Here is a 19,545-nt window from a genome sequence, read left to right on the forward strand (position 1 = left end):
GGCCGGAAGGAGACCCCGGCGTCCAGCCGCTGGACCGCCCCTCCCTCGACCAGCCGGACGGCGACGCCCCTGACCCTCACGGCCCTCGTCACCGGCCACCCGCTCAGGGAGCCGAGGGGCCCCGCGGGGTGACGGCCCGCCGGGAGCGTCGGTTTCGAGGACCCGCCCCGGGTGGGTAGGGAACCCCCATGACCACACTCGGCGCAGTCTTCCGTCCCCAGCTCGCCCCCGAGCGGCTCCGTTCCGTCGCCCGGCTCGCCGACGACGTCGGGCTCGAGGAGCTCTGGTTGTGGGAGGACTGTTTCAGGGAGGGCGGGATCTCGACCGCCGCCGCCGCGCTGGCGTGGACCGAGCGGGTGCGGGTCGGGGTCGGGCTGCTGCCCGTGCCGCTGCGGAACGTCGCCATGACGGCCATGGAGGCCGCCAGTCTGCACCGGATGTTCCCGGGGCGCGCGATCCTCGGCGTCGGGCACGGGGTGCAGGACTGGATGGGGCAGGTCGGGGCGCGGGCCGAATCGCCGCTCACCCTGCTGCGGGAGCACCTCGTCGCGCTGCGGGCCCTGTTGCGAGGGGAGCGGGTCACCACCGAGGGACGGTACGTCAGGCTCGACGACGTCGCCCTCGACTGGCCGCCGCAGGAGCCGGTGGAGGTGCTGGCCGGCGCCACCGGGCCCAGGACCGTGCGGCTCACCGGTGAGGCCGCCGACGGGACCGTCCTCACCGCCGACACCTCGCCCGACGGGGTGCGGCGGGCGCGCCGGCTCATCGAGGAGGGACGGGCCGCGGCGGGGCGTACCGACGGATCCCACAAGGTCGTCGTCTACCTGCTCGCGGCCACGGGGGACGGTGCCGGTGAACGGCTGCGGGCCGAGCTGGCCGCCGAGGGGGCCGGCGGGGAGGCGGACCTCGGGGTCGCCGGGGACGCGGAGGCCGTCGCCAAGGCCGTACGGCGGCTCGCCGAGGCCGGGGCCGACTCGGTGATCCTCCAGCCGACCGGCGACGAGCCGGACCCGGAGGGGTTCGTGCGGTTCGTGGCGGAGGAGGTACGGCCGCTGGTGCCGTGAAACCGGGGGGACGGCGCGGGGCTCCGCTTCCCGTGCAAGGCGATCCGGACGGTCCCCGGTTTCACCGTCGAGGCGTACCTGCCGCGGTTGCGCGCCCTGCACGAGCGGATCGAGGCCGAGGGGGCCTTTGTGGCCCACAGCACCCGGCACCTCTTCCACGCCCGCAAGGGCGGAGCCGGCCGCACCGCGCGCCGGTGGGTTTCCGCGTCGTCACGGGATGCGGCCGGCCCGTGGAGCGGGGGATCACATGGGTTCGGACCACGATGATTCGCGCCGGCAAAGCCGCGCCGGGCGACGGTACCGCGCGGCGGAGGGGGCTGCGCGGTGCCCGAGCCGACCTTCTCGGGTCAACCCGGTGTCCGTGCCCGGGTCACCCGTCGGAGGGATGACCGGAAGTGCGGTCACTCCGGTGGCGGATGGCGTCACATGCGGCGCGGAGACCCCTCACCGCTCGTTTTTCACGCGATTTCACTGGCTTTCGGCCATCTCGGGGCCTCGGAGGGCGTCTTTCGGGGCCGTCCGCGCGTCGTCAGGCGGTTTCGGAGAGTAGTTGTGGCGCGCCGATGTACGCAGCATCACTTACGAAGGGTTATGGTGGAAACCCCCCCTCGGGCCGGTCCGTCTCCCCCCCACGGACCGGCCCGTTTTTTCTTGGCCCCGGGCGAGCACCCCACGGGGCGACGGTCCGGGAACGGTGGGCACACCGCATGCGGTCCCCGTGCACATGTGCCGCCCGCACACATACGGCGGCCATACAGGTGACGGACCGCGTGCCGCCGCCGGACGGACGGCGAGCGCGACCACCCCGGCCTTTGGGGACCCCCGCCCCGGCAGGGGTACGCTTCGCCTTCGGGGACCGCCATACGGACAGGGGCCGCCCGCGGCCGAGACCGGGCCGCCCGCCGCGCGACGCGGCGGGGCGCGCCGCGCCTGTCCGATCCGCACGGAGGGGCTGACGATCACGTGAACCTGCGCGACAAGCTGCGCGGCCTGCTGGTCAGGCTGTACGCACGCCGGGTGGAAGGTCACCTGGACACCGCTCAGGTGCCCAAGCACATCGGCGTCATCATGGACGGCAACCGCCGCTGGGCGAAGGCCGCGGGTTCCAGCACCGTCCACGGCCACCGGGCCGGCGCGGACAAGATCGAGGAGTTCCTCGGCTGGTGCAGCGAGACGGACGTCGAGGTCGTCACCCTCTGGCTGCTGTCGACGGACAACTTCGACCGGCCGAAGGAGGAGCTCGTCCCGCTCCTCGGCATCATCGAGGACGTGGTGCGCACCCTCGCCGCCGACGGACGCTGGCGGGTGCACCACGTCGGCACGCGCGACCTGCTGCCCGCCGGGATGCAGACCACCCTGAAGGAGGCCGAGCAGGCCACCGCGGACGTCGACGGCATAGTGGTCAACGTCGCCATCGGATACGGCGGTCGCCAGGAGATCGCCGACGCGGTGCGCTCCATGCTGCTGGACGCCCACGAGCGCGGCACGTCGATGGACGAGCTCGCCGAGGCCGTCGACATCGACATGATCGGGCGTCACCTCTACACCCGGGCCCAGCCCGATCCGGACCTCGTCATCCGCACCAGCGGCGAGCAGCGGCTGTCCGGATTCATGCTCTGGCAGACCGCGCATTCGGAGTACTACTTCTGCGACGTGTTCTGGCCGGCCTTCCGCAAGGTCGACTTCCTGCGCGCGATGCGCGACTACGCCGCACGTCACCGGCGCTACGGCGGCTGAGCGCCCCGCGCATCCACCTCAGGTCACACGGAGTTCACCGGCGCGCCGTCATATGCCGTGGCATGGCGGCGTTCGTTCGAGGGCATAACCCAGACAGGTCGACACCCGAACCACGGGTGTCGGATCTCAGCGGGCGGCACAGGCGCCGTCCGCCCGGGAGGCCCTTTGCACCAGCCCGACCGTGCGGTCACGGCACGGAAGAAGCGGCGGAGGGCCGGTTTCCGGCCCGCTGTGCACGAGGGCCGTCGACCGGTCCAGCTCCGCCTCGTCGCTCCCCGACCTCATCCGAGGGGGTACGTCCTTCCGTGGTGACCAGCGCAAAGCGCCACAAGCCAGACCGGCGCACCTATGTTCTCGACACCAGTGTCCTGCTGGCCGATCCAGGCGCCCTGAGCCGCTTCGACGAGCACGAGGTCGTGCTCCCCGTCGTCGTGGTGACCGAACTGGAGGCCAAGCGGAACCATCCCGAACTCGGCTACTTCGCCCGCCAGGCGCTGCGTCTGCTGGACGACTACCGGGTGCGGTACGGCCGCCTCGACGCCCCCATCCCGACCGGGGACCTCGGCGGGACCGTACGGGTCGAGCTCAACCACTCGGACCCCAGCGTGCTGCCCAGCGGCTACCGCCTGGGGGACAACGACTCCCGCATCCTCGCGGTCGCCCGCAACCTGCAGGCCGAGGGGTTCGACGTCACCGTCGTGTCCAAGGACCTCCCGCTCAGGATCAAGGCGTCCTCCGTGGGCCTCCTCGCCGAGGAGTACCGCGCGGAGCTCGCCATCACGGACTCCTCCGGCTGGACCGGAATGTCCGAACTGACCCTGCCCGGCGAGCAGGTGGACGTCCTCTTCGAAGAGGGACGCGTGTACGTGCCCGAGGCCGCGCACCTGCCCGTGCACACCGGACTGACCATCCAGTCGGAGCGCGGCAAGGCGCTCGGGCGGGTCACCGCCGACGGCAACGTGCGGCTGGTGCGCGGCGACCGGGAGGCGTTCGGCGTCAAGGGCCGCAGCGCCGAGCAGCGGATCGCGCTCGATCTGCTGCTCGACCCGGACGTCGGGATCGTGTCCATGGGCGGCCGGGCCGGCACCGGCAAGTCGGCGCTGGCGCTGTGCGCCGGCCTGGAGGCGGTGCTGGAGCGCCGTCAGCACCAGAAGGTGATGGTCTTCCGTCCGCTGTACGCGGTGGGCGGGCAGGAGCTCGGCTATCTGCCCGGTTCCGAGGCGGAGAAGATGAGCCCTTGGGCGCAGGCGGTGTTCGACACGCTGTCGGCGGTCACCAGCCGGGAGGTCATCGAGGAGGTCACCGCGCGCGGCATGCTGGAGGTCCTGCCGCTCACCCACATCCGGGGCCGCTCGCTGCACGACGCGTTCGTGATCGTGGACGAGGCCCAGTCGCTGGAGCGGAACGTCCTGCTGACCGTTCTGTCCCGCATCGGGGCCAATTCCCGGGTCGTCCTGACCCATGACGTCGCCCAGCGCGACAATCTGAGGGTCGGCCGGTACGACGGTGTGGTCGCCGTCGTCGAGAAGCTGAAGGGGCATCCGCTGTTCGCGCACGTCACCCTGACGCGGTCCGAGAGGTCCCAGATCGCCGCGCTGGTGACCGAAATGCTGGAGGACGGGCCGATCTGACCCGCGGCTTCCCAGGGAGGTCGGTCACCCTGTGGTCGGCGCCGTCCGGAAAGGCGTAGAGCCTAGCCGGGCGGCGTCGGCGCGTGTGCGGATTTCCGGAATTCCCCAGGGCCAAACGGGATGTGAGCTTTCACACGCAACGGATAATTGCCTTGCGGCGCCGGGTTACGGCAGAGTCTCACTCCTGTCAGGCCCCGCATACGACACACCTGTACCCCTTGGGGTACCACCCACGCCTTTGAGGCGGTGGGGGAGGTACAGCACCACAGTCTCAACTCCATAGCGTCGTCGTATGCCGCCCGAGTCACCACGCGGCGCTCCCTCGCAGGAGTTGCCCAACGGGCCCGCGCCTCCCGTGACCCGTAGTTGGGGAGGCCAGTGCCAGGGGCACGATTGCGTCCGCGAGGGTCACCGGAGCGGGCGATGCTGGAAGGAAACCGTGTGAGCCGGATCTCGGTCCGGGGATTCGCAGTGGCCTCGGCCACCGCGGTCACCGCTGTCGGAAGCGTCGTCGGCGTTGCCTCGGGCAGCACCGCGCAGAACAACGACGTCGAAGCGACGGCAAGCGGCACCACGCTGCTCGCGGACATCCCCGCGGGCCAGCAGGCCCAGGTGCAGACCGCCTCCCTGACGCAGCAGGCCGAAACGATGGCCATCGCCGCGGACGCGAGCGCCAAGAAGGACGCCGAGGAGGCCGCCCGCAAGGCCGCCGCCGAGACGGCGGTCGCGAAGAAGAAGGAAGCGGCCGAGAAGGCGGAGCAGGAGGCCAAGGAGGCCAAGGAGCGCGCGGAGGCCAAGGCCGCCGCCAGCCGTTCCGCGACCCGTGACGCGTCCAGCTTCGCGGTCCAGTCGTCCTACACGATCGCCCAAGTACAGGCGATGGCCCGGCAGATCGTGCCGGCGGACCAGTTCCAGTGCTTCAGCAACATCGTGGACCACGAGTCCAGCTGGAACTACCGGGCCGACAACCCCACCTCCGACGCCTACGGCCTGGTGCAGGCACTCCCGGGCTCCAAGATGGCCTCCGCCGGAGCCGACTGGGCGACGAACCCGGCCACGCAGATCAAGTGGGGCCTGGGCTACATGAACGACCGCTACGGCAGCCCCTGCGGCGCCTGGAACTTCTGGCAGGCCAACCACTGGTACTAGAGGTACCAGGGCCCCTTCGGCCCCGCCCCGCTCAACCACGGCACAGCCCCACACCGTCCTGCGGTGCGGGGCTTTCGCCATGTACGGTCTGACCGACGGCTCCAGGGGGAGTGGTGGGGGGAAACGGGGGAAGAGGACGGATCATGTCGCGAGTGCCAGGGTGGCTCGGCCGGGTCGGAGCCGGGCTGACCGAGGTCAGCAGGCGGCTGGAGGAGCGCCGCGCCGAGGTGGAGCGGGACCCCCGGCTGGATGTCGATCCCGATCCCGATCCCGGCCCCGAACCCGGACGGGTGGAGACCCCGGGCCCCGCCCCCGAGTCGTCGCTCGCGTACACAGCCACCGTCGTCCCGGCCCGCCCCGACCCGGCGCAGGCCGTGCCCTGGGGGGTACGGGTCGCGGCCGAGGCCGGCTGGCGGCTGCTGGTGCTGGCCGGCACGGTCTGGGTGCTCATGCGGATCATCAGCGCCGTCCAGCTGGTGGTGCTGGCGTTCGTGGCCTCGCTGCTGATCACCGCGCTGCTGCAGCCGACGGTGGCGCGGATGAGGCGGCTCGGCGTGCCGCGCGGACCGGCCACCGCGCTGACGGCGCTGTTCGGGTTCGTCGTGATCGGCCTCATCGGCTGGTTCGTGACCTGGCAGGTCATGGAGAACATCGACCACCTCTCCGACCAGATCCAGGACGGCATCGACGAGCTGCGCAACTGGCTCCTCAACAGCCCCTTCCACGTCACCGACAAGCAGATCAACGAGATCGCCAAGAACCTGCGGGAGGCGGTCGGCGCCAACACCGAGCAGATCACCTCGGCGGGTCTGGAGGGCGTGACCGTCGTGGTCGAGGCGCTCACCGGCATACTGCTGGCGGTCTTCTCGACGCTGTTCCTGCTCTACGACGGCAAGCGGATCTGGGAGTGGTCGCTGCGGCTCGTTCCGGCGGCGGCCCGTCCGGGTGTCGCGGGGGCGGGCCCGGCCGCGTGGCGGACGCTGACGGCGTACGTGCGCGGCACGGTGATAGTGGCTCTGATCGACGCGATCTTCATCGGTCTCGGCATCTACTTCCTCGACGTGCCGATGGCGGTGCCGCTCGCCGTGTTCATCTTCCTGTTCTCGTTCATCCCGCTGGTGGGCGCGGTGGTGTCGGGAGCGCTCGCGGTGGTCGTCGGGCTCGTCACGCAGGGCGTGTTCACGGGCGTCATGGTGCTGGTGGTGGTGCTGGCGGTGCAGCAGATCGAGGGGCACATCCTCCAGCCGTTCATTCTGGGCCGCGCGGTGCGGGTCCATCCGCTCGCGGTGGTGCTGGCGGTCGCCTCGGGCGGCATGGTGGCCGGCATCGGCGGGGCGGTGGTGGCCGTGCCGCTGGTCGCGGTCACGAACACCGTCGTCGGTTATCTGCGGGCGTACGCCCACGAGACGGTGCCGGTCCACGCGCCCCGGCCGCGCGGCGCCACGGCGATGTCCGAACCGGGCGCCCCGCCGGCGCCGGCGCCGGCGCCTCAGCCTCCGACGCCGGAGGCGGATGCGGATGCGGAGAAGGAGAAGCGGCCGGGGGACACGGGCGAGGAGTAGCCACACTGCCGTAGCTGCGGGCAGTCGTGCCTTCCCTTCCCGTGCCCGAAGGGCCTGGGAGGTGCCCCCCAGGGCGGCACGGGTGGGCGATGGGGGTCCTCCCCGCTCGAGCGAAGCCGAGAGTGGGGGAGGCACCCGGCGAACGCCGGTGAGTGGTGTCGGTGCGGGACGGGGGTGTTCGCGCAGCCCGGCGCTTACGGGGTGCCGTCGCGCCCACCCGTGCCGCCCTGCGGCACGACTGCCCGCGGAGGCGCGGGGACGCGGGGCGCGGAGGCGTGGGGACGCGGAGGCGCGGAGGTGTGGGGACGCGGAGGCGCGGGGATGCGGAGGCGCGGGGGTGTGGGTGTATGGGGTGGGCCCGCCTACCGGGGGGGGTGGGCGGGCCCGAGGGGTGGGGCGGTGGGCGGGGTTACTCCGCGAGGGCCGCTTCCGCGTCCAGGGTGGCGGCGACCGCCTGGACCACCGAGGCGATCTTGAAGGCCTCCTGGATGACCTCACGCTCCACGCCGGCCTTGCGCAGCACCTGCTCGTGGGAGTCGAGGCACATGCCGCAGCCGTTGATCGCGGAGACCGCGAAGGACCAGAACTCGAAGTCGACCTTGTCGACGCCCGGGTTGCCGATGACGTTCATCCGCAGACCGGCGCGCAGGTTGCCGTACTCGTGGTCCGACAGCAGGTGACGGGTGCGGTAGAAGACGTTGTTCATCGCCATCACCGCGGCGGCGGCCTTGGCGGCCGTGTACGCCTCCGGCGACAGGTTCGCCTTCGCCTCCGGCTCCAGCTCGCGCAGCACGATCGCCGAGCGCGAGGCGATCGCCGTCGACAGCACCGTGCCCCACAGCTGCTGGGCCGGCAGGTCGGAGTTGCCGATGACCGAGCCCAGGTTGAGCTTCAGGTCCTTGGCGTAGTCCGGTATGCGGGACTTCAGGGAGTCGAGCGACACGTCAGCTCACTCCCCGGCCAGCAGCGCGACCGGGTCCAGGGTCTCGTCGCCCTTGGACCAGTTGCACGGGCAGAGCTCGTCGGTCTGCAGGGCGTCCAGGACCCGCAGGACCTCCTTGGGGTTACGGCCGACGGAGCCGGCGGTCACCATGGAGAACTGGATCTCGTTGTTCTGGTCCACGATGAACACGGCGCGCTTGGCGAAGCCGTCCTCGCCCTCGATGCCGAGCTCGCGCATCAGCTCGTGCTTGGAGTCCGCCATCATCGGGAACGGCAGGTCGCGCAGGTCGTCGTGGTCCTTGCGCCAGGCGTGGTGGACGAACTCCGAGTCGCCGGAGAAGCCCAGGACCTGGGCGTCACGGTCGGCGAACTCGTCGTTCAGCTTGCCGAAGGCGGCGATCTCGGTCGGGCACACGAAGGTGAAGTCCTTGGGCCACGCGAACACGATCTTCCACTTGCCCTCGTAGGTCTTGTGGTTGATCGTCTCGAACTCCTTGCCCTTCTCCAGCGAGACACAGGCGGTCAGTTCGAAATCGGGGAACTTGTCACCGACAGTGAGCACGGGCTCTCCTTGCAGCGGGGAAACACCCGGATTGCGGGTGTTTCCCATGGGTTGGACCTTGTTGATGTTGGCACACCGTGTATTGATTAGTGAAATAGCTACACTCGGGCGTGTTGATCGGAGGTAGCTATCAGTGACCGTGGGCAAGAGGCGCAGGCAGCCCAGTTTCGCTCAGCTCCGCGCGTTCGCCGCGGTGGCCGAGCATCTGCACTTCCGGGACGCCGCCTCGGCGATCGGGATGAGCCAGCCGGCGCTGTCGGGCGCCGTGTCGGCGCTGGAGGAGACGCTCGGTGTCACCCTGGTGGAGCGTACGACGCGCAGGGTGCTGCTCTCCCCGGCCGGTGAGCGGCTCGCCGTCCGCGCCAAGGCGGTGCTGGAGGAGGTCGGGGCGCTGCTGGAGGAGGCGGACGCACTGCGGGCGCCGTTCACCGGGGTGCTGCGGCTCGGCGTGATCCCGACCGTCGCGCCCTATCTGCTGCCGACGGTCCTGCGACTGGTCCGCGGCCGCTATCCGCTCCTCGACCTCCAGGTGCACGAGGAGCAGACCGCGAGCCTGCTGGACGGACTGGCCGGCGGCCGGCTCGACCTGCTGTTGCTCGCGGTGCCCCTCGGCGTTCCCGGTGTGACCGAGATCCCCCTCTTCGACGAGGACTTCGTGCTGGTCACCCCGCTCGGCCACCGCCTCGGCGGCCGGGAGGGCATCCCCCGCGCGGTGCTGCGCGAGCTGAACCTGCTGCTGCTCGACGAGGGCCACTGCCTGCGCGACCAGGCCCTGGACATCTGCCGGGAGGCCGGGCGGGCCGACGTCCCGGCCACGACGACGGCGGCCGGACTGGGCACCCTCGTCCAGCTGGTCGCGGGCGGCCTCGGGGTGACCCTGCTGCCGCGCACCGCCGTCGAGGTCGAGACCGCCCGCTCCAACCGGCTGCTCACCGCCCGCTTCGCCGACCCGGCCCCTTCCCGCCGCATCGCCCTCGCCATGCGCACGGGCACGGTGAGGGCGACGGAGCACAGGGAACTGGCGGCGTCCCTGCGGGCGGCGATGCGGGACCTTCCGGTACGGATAGTGGGGAGCTGAACGCCCCCACCGTCCGTGCCGTTCACTCCGTGCGCAGCCCGTCCGGACGCATCATGCGCAGCAGCGGGGGCAGGCTCAGCAGGGTCACCGCGAGGACCACGCCCGCGCCGACGCCGGTCATCCGGAAGACGCTCGCCCAGTCCACGCTCACCGGTGTCGCGGTCATCTTCAGCAGCACCGCGCCCAGGGTCACGCCCACCACCGAGGCCAGCAGCAGGCCCAGGCCGATCGGTATCGCCGTCTGCCAGAGCACCGACAGGCTCAGGGTGCGCCGGCGGGTGCCGAAGGCGACCAGGGCCGACAGCAGCTTGCGGCGCTCCCGCAACTGCTCCAGCTGGGAGACCAGCAGACTCGCCCCGATCAGCGCCAGCACGGCCACGGCGCCGACGAACAGGCCCGTGCGGATCGACTCGTAGCGGTCGGAACGCTCGGTGGCGTACCACGTCCCCGGAACGCTCATCGGATCGATCTCGGCCGCCGCGTTGCGCACGTACTCGCGGACGTACGGCACCGAGTCGTCGATCACCAGATACAGCTCCCCTCTGACCTCCTCCGCCATGGCTGCGGGCATCGCGCCCGGGGTCATCAGGAAGCCGTTGCGCCGGTTGCCGGTCGGGTCGTCGATCGGGTCGGCCTGCTTCACTCCCTCCGGGAGCGTCCAGGCGACGGCCTCGGTCTCCCCGGGGCCTTCGGGCGTCTCCAGGTACAGCTTCCGGCCGGGCTTGTTTAGCGCCGCGGTCCCGTCGCCGTAGTCGTCGCTGCGGAGCGTGAACGCGTCACCGTCCCGGCAATCCGGCAGCTTCGCGACCTCCCGCAGGGTGGCGCAGTCGCCGATGGTCAGCGGCGCGCCGTTCTGCGGCTCCTTCTGCGGCGGCGCGTCATAGAGGTACCCCTCGGACAGGGCGTGCACCTTGCGTACGCCCTCGGTCCTCTCCAGCTTCGTCGCGGCCGCGCCGAGTTCCACGCCCGTGGGCACCCGCACCTGCATCTGGGCCCTGGTCACGTCGTAGTCGGTGGCCTTGGTGTAGTCGTCCTCCACCCCGGCGAACAGCATCTGCAGCGCGATCGCGCCGGCCACGGCCACCGCGATGCCGTTGACCATGCGGGCCGCCGCGCCGCTGCTCAACCGGAGTCGGCGCACGGCGAGTTGCCAGGAAACGCTGCCCGAGCCGAGCCGGGCGACGACCGTCTCCACGATCCACGGCAGCAGCGCGGTGACGCCGACGAGCAGACAGACGACACCGCCGGTGACCAGGTACTGGTTGAAGTCCCCGTTCTCCCGGCCCTGGCCGATCATGGGGAACAGCATGCCGGCACCGGCCAGCGGCAGCAGCAGCCGCCACCACAGCCTGCGGCGGGCGGGCCGCGCCGTGCGCACCACGCCCAGCGGCTCGATGACCACCCCGCGCAGCGCCAGCAGCGTCACCAGCACCGCGGCCCCCGGAACCGCCACCGCGACCAGCAGCGCCAGCAGCGGCGAGGGGTTCAGATAGCTCGGGAAGACACTGATCCGGAACACCTCGACGGACGCCCCGAACTCACGCCCCGCCAGGAAGAACCCGGTGCCGAACACCAGCCCCAGCAGTGCCCCGCCGAGCGCCTCGCCCGCGGCGATCCGCCGGGTCATGCCGCCGTCGGAGCCGACCAGCCGCAGCGCGGCCAGCCTGCGGTCGCGCCGCTCGCCGCCGAACCGTACGGCCGCGGCGATGAACACGGCGACCGGCATCAGCAGCACCACGAAGACGACCAGGACCAGCAGCACGAGGACCGGGTCCATCTCCTCCTCCACCGGGTTGGGGTCCCCGAAGGAGTCGATACGGCCCACGATCCCGTCGCCGACCCGCTGTGCGAGGCCCTCGGCGCCCGCGTAGTAGGCGAGCTCCTGCGAGCCGATCAGCCCCTGCTCGCCGATCGTCCCCACGATGTCGTACGACAGCCGTTCCCGCAGCAGTCGACCGTCGTCGGAGCCGAGGAGTTCCCTCAGCGCGGGGGAGACCCACATCTCGCCCGGCGCCGGGAACTCCCGGAGCCCCGGCGGCAGCGGGGCCTTGGCGCCCTCCGGCTCCAGCAGCCGGCCGCGGATGTCCCGGCCGTCGAACTCGGTGTCGGTGTCCGCGGTCACCAGGGTGTCGTCGGCGCGCTCGATCTGCTCACCGAAGGTGTAGTCGAGCCGCGCCTCCCCCCGCCGGTCCCGCTCCGCCAGCGCGCCCGGCAGGGCGGTGGTCAGCAGCAGCAGCGCCACCCCCAGCCCGACCCCGACGGCGGTGAGCAGCGCGCGGATCCAGCCCTCGCGTCCGCCGGCGAAGGCGAACCGGACCCCCATGACGAGGTCCCGCACCCACTGACCGGCATTCATACGGCGCGCTCCATGTCCCGGGACTTCCCGTCGCGCACGACGACCTCGCGGTCGGAGTACGCGGCCACGCGCGCCTCGTGGGTGACGAGGACGACGGCGGCGTTGGTGGACCGGGCGGCCTCGGTGAGCAGCTCCATCACCCGCTCGCCGTTGAACGAGTCCAGCGCGCCGGTCGGCTCGTCGGCGAACAGCACCCGCGGGCCGGTGACCAGCGACCGGGCCACGGCGACCCGCTGGCCCTGACCGCCGGAGACCTCGCCGGGGCGCTTCTTGCGGATGCCGTCGACCTCCAGGCGCTCCATCCAGGTCAGCGCGGCCCGCTCGGCCTCCTTGCGGGGCGTGCCGTTCAGCCGCAGCGGCAGGGCGACGTTCTCCACACAGGTGAGCTCCGGGACGAGCTGGCCGAACTGGAAGACGAAGCCGAACTCCGAGCGCCGCAGGGCGCTGCGCTCGGCGTCGCTCATCGCGGTCAGCTCGCGTCCGTTGTACAGGATCGACCCGGAGTCGGGGGTGACGATCCCGGCGAGGCAGTGCAGCAGCGTCGACTTGCCCGACCCGGAGGGCCCCATCACGGCGACGACCTCGCCGGGGTGGATGGAGAAGGCGGCGCCGTCGAGCGCGGTGGTCGGACCGTAGACCTTGCGCAGGTCCCGGGCGGCGAGCAGGGAACCGGCGGGAACGGGAGTGGTCATCGGGTCACCGCCGCGCGGAGCTTGTCGAGACGCGCCGCGGTCAGTTCCAGCCAGCGCAGGTCGGCTTCGAGGTGGAACAGGGCGTGGTCGCAGATGAGCTGGTCGGCGAGGTCGCCGGTGCGCTTGCGGTCGGTGAGGATCCGCATGCCGCGCAGGTGCTCCGAGCGCTGCGTGTCGAGGATGTCGGCGGCGTCCCGGCTGGTGAGCAGGGCGAGGACGACCTTGGTGTAGAGCGTGGACTGGAGGTACGGCTCCGGCTTCTCCGGTGTGGCGAGCCAGCGCTCGACATCGGTGATGCCGGCCTCGGTGATCGCGTACCGCTTCCGCTCGGGACCGCCGCCGGTCTCGATGCCGTCGACTTCGACGAGCCCGTTCTTCAGCAGGCGGGACATCGTCGAGTAGACCTGGCCGTAGTGCAGCGGCCGGTCGTGACCGAACTTCTCGTCGAAGGCCCGCTTCAGGTCGTAACCGTGACGCGGACCGGACTCCAGGAGTCCCAGGAGGGTGTGACCGATGGACATGCGGAGCACTCTACACACGGTGTATACGCGGTGTGTATACACCCCGGGCGCAGAGCGCGGGCGAGGGCGGGAAAGCGCAGGTGGGGGCCGATTGTCACGGTTCCGCTACCGGGGGCCGGGCGTGCTCGGCCCGCCCGGGCGGGGCCGTTCAGGTCGAAGGGGGCCCGGGGGCGGACCCCCCGGGGGGACGGCCGCGGCGGGGCAGGGGTCCCACCTCGCCGGGCAGTCTCCCGGCCTCCGCGAGGGCCCGCCGCAGCAGGAACTCGATCTGCGCGTTCGCCGAGCGCAGCTCGTCGTTGGCCCAGCGCGCCAGCGCCTCGTACACCGACGGGTCCAGCCGCAGCAGCACCTGCTTGCGCTGCGGCCGGCCCTGGGGGGCCGAGCCCCCGGACGGAGTCGTCACTGGTAGAGCGTCCCGGTGTTGAGGACCGGCTGCGCGGAGCGGTCACCGCACAGCACCACCATCAGGTTGGACACCATCGCCGCCTTCCGTTCGGGGTCCAGCTCCACGATGTCCTGCTCGGCGATCCGGGCCAGCGCCGACTCCACCATGCCCACGGCGCCCTCCACGATCTTCTGCCGCGCCGCCACGACCGCGCCGGCCTGCTGCCGCTGGAGCATCGCCGAGGCGATCTCGGGGGCGTACGCGAGGTGGGTGAACCGGGACTCGATGATCTGCACCCCGGCCGCCTCCACGCGCGCGTGCAGTTCGACGGCGAGCTTCTCGGTGATCTCCTCGGCGTTGCCGCGCAGCGACAGGCCGTCCTCGTCGTGGGCGTCGTAGGGGTACTCGATGGCGATGTGCCGCACGGCCGCCTCGGTCTGGGTGGAGACGAACTCGACGTAGTCGTCGACCTCGAAGGTCGCCTGCGCGGTGTCCTCCACCCGCCACACCACGACCGCGGCCAGCTCGATCGGGTTGCCGTAGGCGTCGTTCACCTTCAGGACCGCGGTCTCGTGGTTGCGCACCCGCGTCGATATCTTCCGGCGCGAGGTGAGGGGGTTCACCCAGCGCAGCCCGTCCTGCCGGATCGTGCCCCGGTAGCGGCCGAAGAGCTGCACCACCCGCGCCTCGCCCGGCGCCACCATGTTCAGCCCGCACATCGCGAGGAACGCGGCGACGGCGACCAGGACGCCGCCGATGATCAGTACGGCCTTGGCGCCGGCCCCGGTGACCGCCGTGGCGGTGACGATCAGTCCGGTGCCGAGCAGCAGACCGACCAGGCCGAGCAGCAGGGCCAGCCCGCCGCCGATGCTGTGCGCCGCGAACTCCCGCACGCGTGGGGCCGGCATCTCGGGCACATCGGCCGTGACCTGCGTGTCGTGTGTGGACATGGGTGATCCCCCGTTTCTCCGGGCGCTCGCCGAGCGGCTAGCACCTGCCTAGCTAAGTGATAGCACTTTACCCGATCACGGCAACCTCACACCCCTCTCGCACGTCGGTTCCATTGGGTCAGGTGCTGATTCTCACGCCCGTAAAGGTGGGATCGGCGGCTCTTTGTCATAGCTCCCGGTGTTAGCTTTCTGAGCTGACCCGAGCGGCGAACTGGTGTGGCCACAGAGCACACACGAACGAAGCGGAGCGGAACGGACGCATGGGACGAGCGGAAGAAAGACGCGCACGACAGCGCGGTGGGCGCCGTGCGGCACCCCAGGGCCGTTCGTCGGGCACGGCCGGCCGCGGCGGCATACGCCGCCTCTTCACCTGGAAGAAGATCCTCGGCACGTTCTTCGGCCTCTGCCTGCTCGGCATGGGCGCCTTCATCGTGCTGTACATGATGATCGACATCCCCGAGGGGAACGCCGACGCCGAGCTGCAGAGCAACGTCTACGAGTACAGCGACGGCAGCATCATGGCCCGCACGGGCGAGCGCAACCGCGAGATCGTCGACCTGGCGAAGGTGCCCAAGGACGTCCAGCGCGCCTTCGTCGCCGCCGAGAACAAGTCCTTCTACAAGGACTCCGGCGTCGACCTCAGGGGCACCGCGCGCGGCCTGCTCAACACGGTCTCGGGCAAGGGCGCGCAGGGCGGTTCGACGATCACCCAGCAGTACGTCAAGAACTACTACCTGACGCAGGAACAGACCGTCACCCGCAAGCTGAAGGAACTGGTCATCTCCCTGAAGCTGGACCGGGAGAAGTCCAAGGACTACATCCTCGCCGGCTACATCAACACCAGCTACTACGGCCGCGGCGCCTACGGCGTCCAGGCCGCCGCGCAGGCCTACTACCGCGTCGACGCCGAGGACCTGACCGTCGAGCAGGGGGCGTACCTCGCCGCGCTGCTCCAGGCGCCGAACCAGTACGACTGGGCGATCGCCAGCGACACCGGCAAGAGGCTCGTCCAGGAGCGCTGGAACTACGTCCTGGACAACATGGTCGAGCAGAAGTGGCTGGACCGGGCCGACCGCCAGGGCATGAAGTTCCCGGTGCCCGAGGAGCCCAAGGCCGCCCCCGGCATGGAGGGCCAGACCGGATACCTGGTCGAGGCCGCCAACGCCGCGCTCAAGCGGCAGCTCGTCGCCCAGGGCACCGCCGAGGACATGAAGCAGGCCGACGCCATGCTGGACCTCGGCGGCTACACCGTCACGCTCAACATCGACAAGAAGAAGCAGAAGGCGCTGGAGGAGGCGGTCAAGACCAAGCTCACCAGCAAGCTGGACCCCGACAAGCGCGAGGTCGACGCCGACGTCCAGGCCGGCGCCGTCTCCGTCGACCCGAAGACGGGCGCGGTCGTGGCGATGTACGGCGGCGTGGACTACGTGAAGCACTACACCAACAACGCCACCCGTGACGACTACCAGGCCGCCTCGACCTTCAAGCCGGTGATCCTCGCCGCGGCCGTGGACCAGGACGCCGAGACCCAGGACGGCGTGCCGATCACGGCGAACACGCTGTACGACGGCACGAGCGAGCGGCCCGTGCTGGACGGCGGCAAGGAGGTCGGCTTCGCGCCGCCCAACGAGGACGACCGGAGTTACGGCGACATCACCGTCCAGGAGGCGATGAACAAGTCCGTCAACTCGGTCTTCGCGCAGATGGGCATCGACGTCGGCATGACCGAGGTGGTCGGGACCGCGGGCGAACTCGGCATGGAGACCGAGGGCATGGAGGCCGTCCCCGCGCAGACCCTGGGCAGTATGGGCGCGAGCCCGCTGGAGATGGCCGGCGTCTACGCCACCCTCGACAACCACGGCAAGAAGGTCACCCCGGCGATCGTGAAGTCAGTCGAGCACAAGGACCGCGCGGTCGAGTTCCCCGACCCGGTCGGCGAGCAGGTCATCAGCCGCGAGGCCGCCGACACGGTGACCTCCGTGCTGACCGGTGTGGTCGACGACGGTACGGCCAAGACGTCCGTGCGGGAGAACCCGCTGCGCAACGGCCAGGAGGTCGCCGGCAAGACGGGTACGTCCGACAACAACAAGTCGGCCTGGTTCACCGGCTTCACGCCCGAACTGGTCACCTCGGTCGGTCTGTTCGGCGAGGACGCGAAGAGCGGCGAGCAGGTCCCGATGTACGAGGCGGCCGGCGTCGACTACCGCGTCAACGGCGGCGGCCCCCCGGCGGAGATCTGGGCCGCGTACACCTTCGGCGTCATGGACGAGGTCACCGAGTTCGACCTGGACACCAAGCAGGGCAACGCGGTGAAGAAGCCGAGCAGCTCGCCGTCCGTCTCGCAGTCGCCGTCCGGGACGCCGAGCGACGAGCCGACGAGCGAGGAGCCGACCACCGAGGCGCCGCCGGAGACCTCCGCGCCGCCGAGCTCCGCGCCGCCGAGCTCCGCGCCGCCGACGTCGGAACCGTCGGCGGACCCGACGACCTCCGCACCGCCGACGTTCGAGCTCCCGGGGGGCCCGGAGGACCCGGGGGACGACGAGGAGCAGTAGACGGAGAACGAGCGGGGCGCCCGGTGATCACACCGGGCGCCCCTTCGTCACGTCGTACGGCGGTTCAGCCGTGGTTCAGCTCGAACCACACCACCTTGCCCGTGCTCAGCCGGGTCGCGCCCCAGCGCCGGGCCAGCCGGTTCACCAGGTACAGCCCGCGCCCGCCCTCGTCCGTGGCCCGCGCCTGCCGCAGCCGCGGCAGCTGGGGCACGTCGTCGCCGACCTCGCAGCGCAGCACGTCGGTGCGCAGCAGCCGCAGCGTGACCGGCCGCGTGGCGTACCGCACGGCGTTGGTCACCACCTCGCTGACCAGCAGCTCGACGGAGTCGCTCAGCTCCTCCATGCCCCAGCGGGACAGTGCCCGCCGGGCGAGGCGGCGGGCCCGGCCGGGGGCCGCGTCCTCCGGCTCCAGGAACCAGTACGCCACGTCGCTCGGCGCGATCCCGTCGAAGCGGGCGGCGAGCAGCGCGATGTCGTCGTCCCGGTCGCCCGGACCGAGCATGTCGAGCACCTCGTCGCACAGCGCCTCAAGGGGCGGCGGGTGATCGGGCCCGGTCAGCTGCGCGGTCGCGGCGAGCTTCTCCCGCAGCTGCTCGATCCCGGTCCACACGTCCCGCAGCCGGGACTCCACCAGGCCGTCGGTGTAGAGCAGCAGGGTCGCCCCGGCGGGCGCGTCCAGCTCCACGGCCTCGAAGTCCACCCCGCCCACGCCGATCGGGGCGCCCGCGGGCACCCGCAGCACCTCGGCCCGGCCGCCCAGTTCCAGCAGGACGGGCGGCGGGTGGCCGGCGTTGGCGATGGTGATGCGGTGCGACACCGGGTCGTACACCGCGTACAGGCAGGTCGCCATGCGGTCCACGCCGAGCCGCTGCGCCTGTTCGTCGAGGTGGTGCAGCACCTCCTGCGGGGGCAGGTCGAGCCCGGCCAGGGTCTGCGCGGTGGTGCGCAGCTGGCCCATGATCGCCGCCGAGGTCATGGAGTGCCCCATGACGTCGCCGACCACCAGCGCGACCCGGCTGCCGGGCAGCGGGATGGCGTCGTACCAGTCGCCGCCGACCCGCGCGGTCTCCGCGGCCGGCAGGTACCGGGACGCCAGCCGCACGCCGGTGCAGCGCGGCAGGTTCTCCGGCAGCATCGTGCGCTGCAGCTCGTCCGCGATGTACGCCTCCCGCCCGTACAGCACCGCCTTGTCGATGCCGAGGGCGCTGTGCGTGGCGAGCTGCGCGGCGACCAGCAGGTCGTCGGCCTCGAACGGGATGCGCTCCGGGCGGCGCAGGAACAGCGCCGCGCCGATCACCCGCCGCCGGCCGCGCAGCGGCGCGAGGATCGCCCGCTGCCCGTCCGGTACGGCCGACGCGCCCTCCTCGCCGAGCAGTTCGGGCAGTGCGGCGCGGGCCGCGGGCGCGTCCGTGAACACCGGCCGTACACCGCGCAGCACCTCGGCGAGCGCGCTGCCGGGCCGCACCGTGCACAGCTCCGCGCCGACCGAGTCCAGCTCGGACGGCTCCGGCGGCGCGACCGGGGTGAACCCGCCCTCGGTGTCCCGCTCGGCCGGGATCCGGTCGGTGCGGCGCAGCCGCAGCACCAGCGGGCCGGTGGGCCGCTCGTCGCCGACCGGCAGCGGATCGCGCAGGTAGACCAGGATCGCGTCGGAGAAGGTGGGCACGGTGGCCCGGCACAGCCCCATCACGATCTCGTCCAGGTCGATGCCGCGGGCGATCCGCCGGGTCGCGGCGCCGACGAACCGCAGCCGGTCCCCGTCCCGTCGCATCGGTGTGGGCCGGCCGGGCTGGGCGAGCTGCCCGGTACGCCGCTCCGTGCCGTCGGGGCCCACGACCGGCTGCACCGGAATGCCCTCGGGCGCGGGACGCGGCCGGTGCGTGTCCGGCCCGGCGCCCTGCCCGGCACCCGGCTGGGAGTGCTCGGAGCCGGGCCCGGCCGCCGGGTCCTGACCGGTGTCGCCGGGCGTCACCGTGTCCGGCGACGCGGCCCCCGACGGTTCCGGGGACGCGGCCCCGGACGCGGGAGGCTCGTCGCCGGAACGGCCCTGTACGGGTAAGGCGGCCCCGGTGCCCGGCACACGCTCCGGTGGCGGGGTACGCAGGAGCGCCCCGCGGGGATCCGCGGGGTCGACGCCCGGCTGCGGGCGTTCGAAGGAGGTCGGCTGCTCCGTCACGCGTGTCGAGTCCATCCGTCCGGCGCACGCCGTGCGCGCGGTTCGTCCCGCCGGAACTCCGATACCCGGAATACGTGCCCCCGGAACGGATTTCCCGCGTGGTCAGAGGTTGTTCCTGTGCCGCCGGCCGGCCGTTCCCGGCCGGCGCCGGTGTTTCCGTACCCCTCGCTCACGTCCTGCCGCCCCTC

The 19,545-nt window shown here is 71.8% G+C and carries 15 protein-coding genes and 1 pseudogene; 8 read left to right on the plus strand and 8 right to left on the minus strand.

The genetic code is table 11. The features are described 5' to 3' along the window. The first annotated feature begins 188 nt into the window (after positions 1-188). The 6 genes and pseudogenes from ADK41_RS04685 (at position 189) to ADK41_RS04705 (ending at position 7,143) form a co-directional block, all read left to right on the plus strand. Positions 189-1,064: an LLM class flavin-dependent oxidoreductase gene (locus ADK41_RS04685; protein WP_030830473.1), complete on the plus strand. Its 876-nt coding sequence runs from the start codon at positions 189-191 to the stop codon at positions 1,062-1,064. Between the two features lie 45 nt (positions 1,065-1,109). Continuing rightward, positions 1,110-1,331, plus strand: a pseudogene (locus ADK41_RS42790) (hypothetical protein); the annotation flags it as partial. A gap of 696 nt (positions 1,332-2,027) precedes the next feature. Continuing rightward, positions 2,028-2,801, plus strand: a complete 774-nt coding sequence (locus tag ADK41_RS04690; RefSeq protein WP_030830475.1) for an isoprenyl transferase — start codon at positions 2,028-2,030, stop codon at positions 2,799-2,801. Between the two features lie 305 nt (positions 2,802-3,106). Continuing rightward, complete coding sequence (locus ADK41_RS04695) at positions 3,107-4,432, plus strand: PhoH family protein (RefSeq protein WP_030830481.1); 1,326 nt, start codon at positions 3,107-3,109, stop codon at positions 4,430-4,432. A 441-nt stretch (positions 4,433-4,873) separates the two neighbouring features. Next, positions 4,874-5,581: a transglycosylase SLT domain-containing protein gene (locus tag ADK41_RS04700; protein WP_030830495.1), complete on the plus strand. Its 708-nt coding sequence runs from the start codon at positions 4,874-4,876 to the stop codon at positions 5,579-5,581. Positions 5,582-5,724: 143 nt separating this feature from the next. Next, positions 5,725-7,143 (plus strand): AI-2E family transporter, encoded by a 1,419-nt coding sequence (locus ADK41_RS04705; protein ID WP_030830497.1) that lies wholly within the window; start codon positions 5,725-5,727, stop codon positions 7,141-7,143. A gap of 409 nt (positions 7,144-7,552) precedes the next feature. Here the strand turns inward: ADK41_RS04705 and ADK41_RS04710 are convergent, their stop codons facing one another. Further along, positions 7,553-8,086 carry an alkyl hydroperoxide reductase gene (locus tag ADK41_RS04710; protein WP_030830500.1) on the minus strand — a complete coding sequence of 178 codons (534 nt, stop codon included), beginning with the start codon at positions 8,084-8,086 and terminating at the stop codon, positions 7,553-7,555. A gap of 6 nt (positions 8,087-8,092) precedes the next feature. Then, complete coding sequence (locus ADK41_RS04715; protein ID WP_030830510.1) at positions 8,093-8,647, minus strand: peroxiredoxin; 555 nt, start codon at positions 8,645-8,647, stop codon at positions 8,093-8,095. Between the two features lie 133 nt (positions 8,648-8,780). Between ADK41_RS04715 and ADK41_RS04720 the strand changes: the two genes are divergently transcribed. Beyond that, on the plus strand, positions 8,781-9,725 hold the full coding sequence (locus ADK41_RS04720) for a hydrogen peroxide-inducible genes activator (RefSeq protein ID WP_078662047.1): 945 nt from the start codon (positions 8,781-8,783) through the stop codon (positions 9,723-9,725). A 22-nt stretch (positions 9,726-9,747) separates the two neighbouring features. Here ADK41_RS04720 and ADK41_RS04725 read toward each other — a convergent pair whose 3' ends face one another. The 5 genes from ADK41_RS04725 to ADK41_RS04745 form a co-directional block, all read right to left on the minus strand. Further along, positions 9,748-12,081: an ABC transporter permease gene (locus tag ADK41_RS04725; RefSeq protein WP_030830515.1), complete on the minus strand. Its 2,334-nt coding sequence runs from the start codon at positions 12,079-12,081 to the stop codon at positions 9,748-9,750. Then, a complete protein-coding gene (locus tag ADK41_RS04730; RefSeq protein ID WP_030830517.1) occupies positions 12,078-12,773 on the minus strand; it encodes an ABC transporter ATP-binding protein in 696 nt (231 codons plus the stop codon). Before ADK41_RS04730 ends, ADK41_RS04725 begins: the two co-directional genes overlap by 4 nt. Continuing rightward, the gene (locus ADK41_RS04735) at positions 12,770-13,294 is read right to left on the minus strand and encodes a PadR family transcriptional regulator (RefSeq protein ID WP_030830521.1); all 525 of its coding nucleotides are present in this window, start codon (positions 13,292-13,294) and stop codon (positions 12,770-12,772) included. Before ADK41_RS04735 ends, ADK41_RS04730 begins: the two co-directional genes overlap by 4 nt. A gap of 148 nt (positions 13,295-13,442) precedes the next feature. After that, complete coding sequence (locus tag ADK41_RS04740; protein WP_030830524.1) at positions 13,443-13,697, minus strand: hypothetical protein; 255 nt, start codon at positions 13,695-13,697, stop codon at positions 13,443-13,445. Next, positions 13,694-14,629, minus strand: coding sequence for an SPFH domain-containing protein (locus ADK41_RS04745; RefSeq protein WP_030830526.1), 936 nt, complete (start codon positions 14,627-14,629; stop codon positions 13,694-13,696). The genes ADK41_RS04740 and ADK41_RS04745 overlap by 4 nt, the downstream gene beginning before the upstream one ends. Positions 14,630-14,889: 260 nt before the next feature. On the opposite strand from ADK41_RS04745, the gene ADK41_RS04750 reads away from it, so the two are divergent. After that, positions 14,890-17,181, plus strand: a complete 2,292-nt coding sequence (locus tag ADK41_RS04750; protein ID WP_030830529.1) for a transglycosylase domain-containing protein — start codon at positions 14,890-14,892, stop codon at positions 17,179-17,181. A gap of 64 nt (positions 17,182-17,245) precedes the next feature. Here ADK41_RS04750 and ADK41_RS04755 read toward each other — a convergent pair whose 3' ends face one another. Then, positions 17,246-19,372, minus strand: coding sequence for an ATP-binding SpoIIE family protein phosphatase (locus ADK41_RS04755; RefSeq protein ID WP_030830532.1), 2,127 nt, complete (start codon positions 19,370-19,372; stop codon positions 17,246-17,248). Between the last annotated feature and the right edge of the window lie 173 nt (positions 19,373-19,545).

The sequence above is a fragment of the Streptomyces caelestis genome (assembly GCF_001279005.1).
GTDB classification, from domain to species: domain Bacteria; phylum Actinomycetota; class Actinomycetes; order Streptomycetales; family Streptomycetaceae; genus Streptomyces; species Streptomyces heliomycini.

What these genes read in the sequence shown, in the direction of transcription:
- ADK41_RS04750 (WP_030830529.1), top strand. Translation starts at nt 14,890, where the DNA reads ATGGGACGAGCGGAAGAAAGACGCGCACGACAGCGCGGTGGGCGCCGT.
- ADK41_RS04735 (WP_030830521.1), bottom strand. Translation starts at nt 13,294, where the DNA reads ATGTCCATCGGTCACACCCTCCTGGGACTCCTGGAGTCCGGTCCGCGT.
- ADK41_RS04725 (WP_030830515.1), bottom strand. Translation starts at nt 12,081, where the DNA reads ATGAATGCCGGTCAGTGGGTGCGGGACCTCGTCATGGGGGTCCGGTTC.
- ADK41_RS04730 (WP_030830517.1), bottom strand. Translation starts at nt 12,773, where the DNA reads ATGACCACTCCCGTTCCCGCCGGTTCCCTGCTCGCCGCCCGGGACCTG.
- ADK41_RS04685 (WP_030830473.1), top strand. Translation starts at nt 189, where the DNA reads ATGACCACACTCGGCGCAGTCTTCCGTCCCCAGCTCGCCCCCGAGCGG.
- ADK41_RS04745 (WP_030830526.1), bottom strand. Translation starts at nt 14,629, where the DNA reads ATGTCCACACACGACACGCAGGTCACGGCCGATGTGCCCGAGATGCCG.
- ADK41_RS04755 (WP_030830532.1), bottom strand. Translation starts at nt 19,372, where the DNA reads ATGGACTCGACACGCGTGACGGAGCAGCCGACCTCCTTCGAACGCCCG.
- ADK41_RS04705 (WP_030830497.1), top strand. Translation starts at nt 5,725, where the DNA reads ATGTCGCGAGTGCCAGGGTGGCTCGGCCGGGTCGGAGCCGGGCTGACC.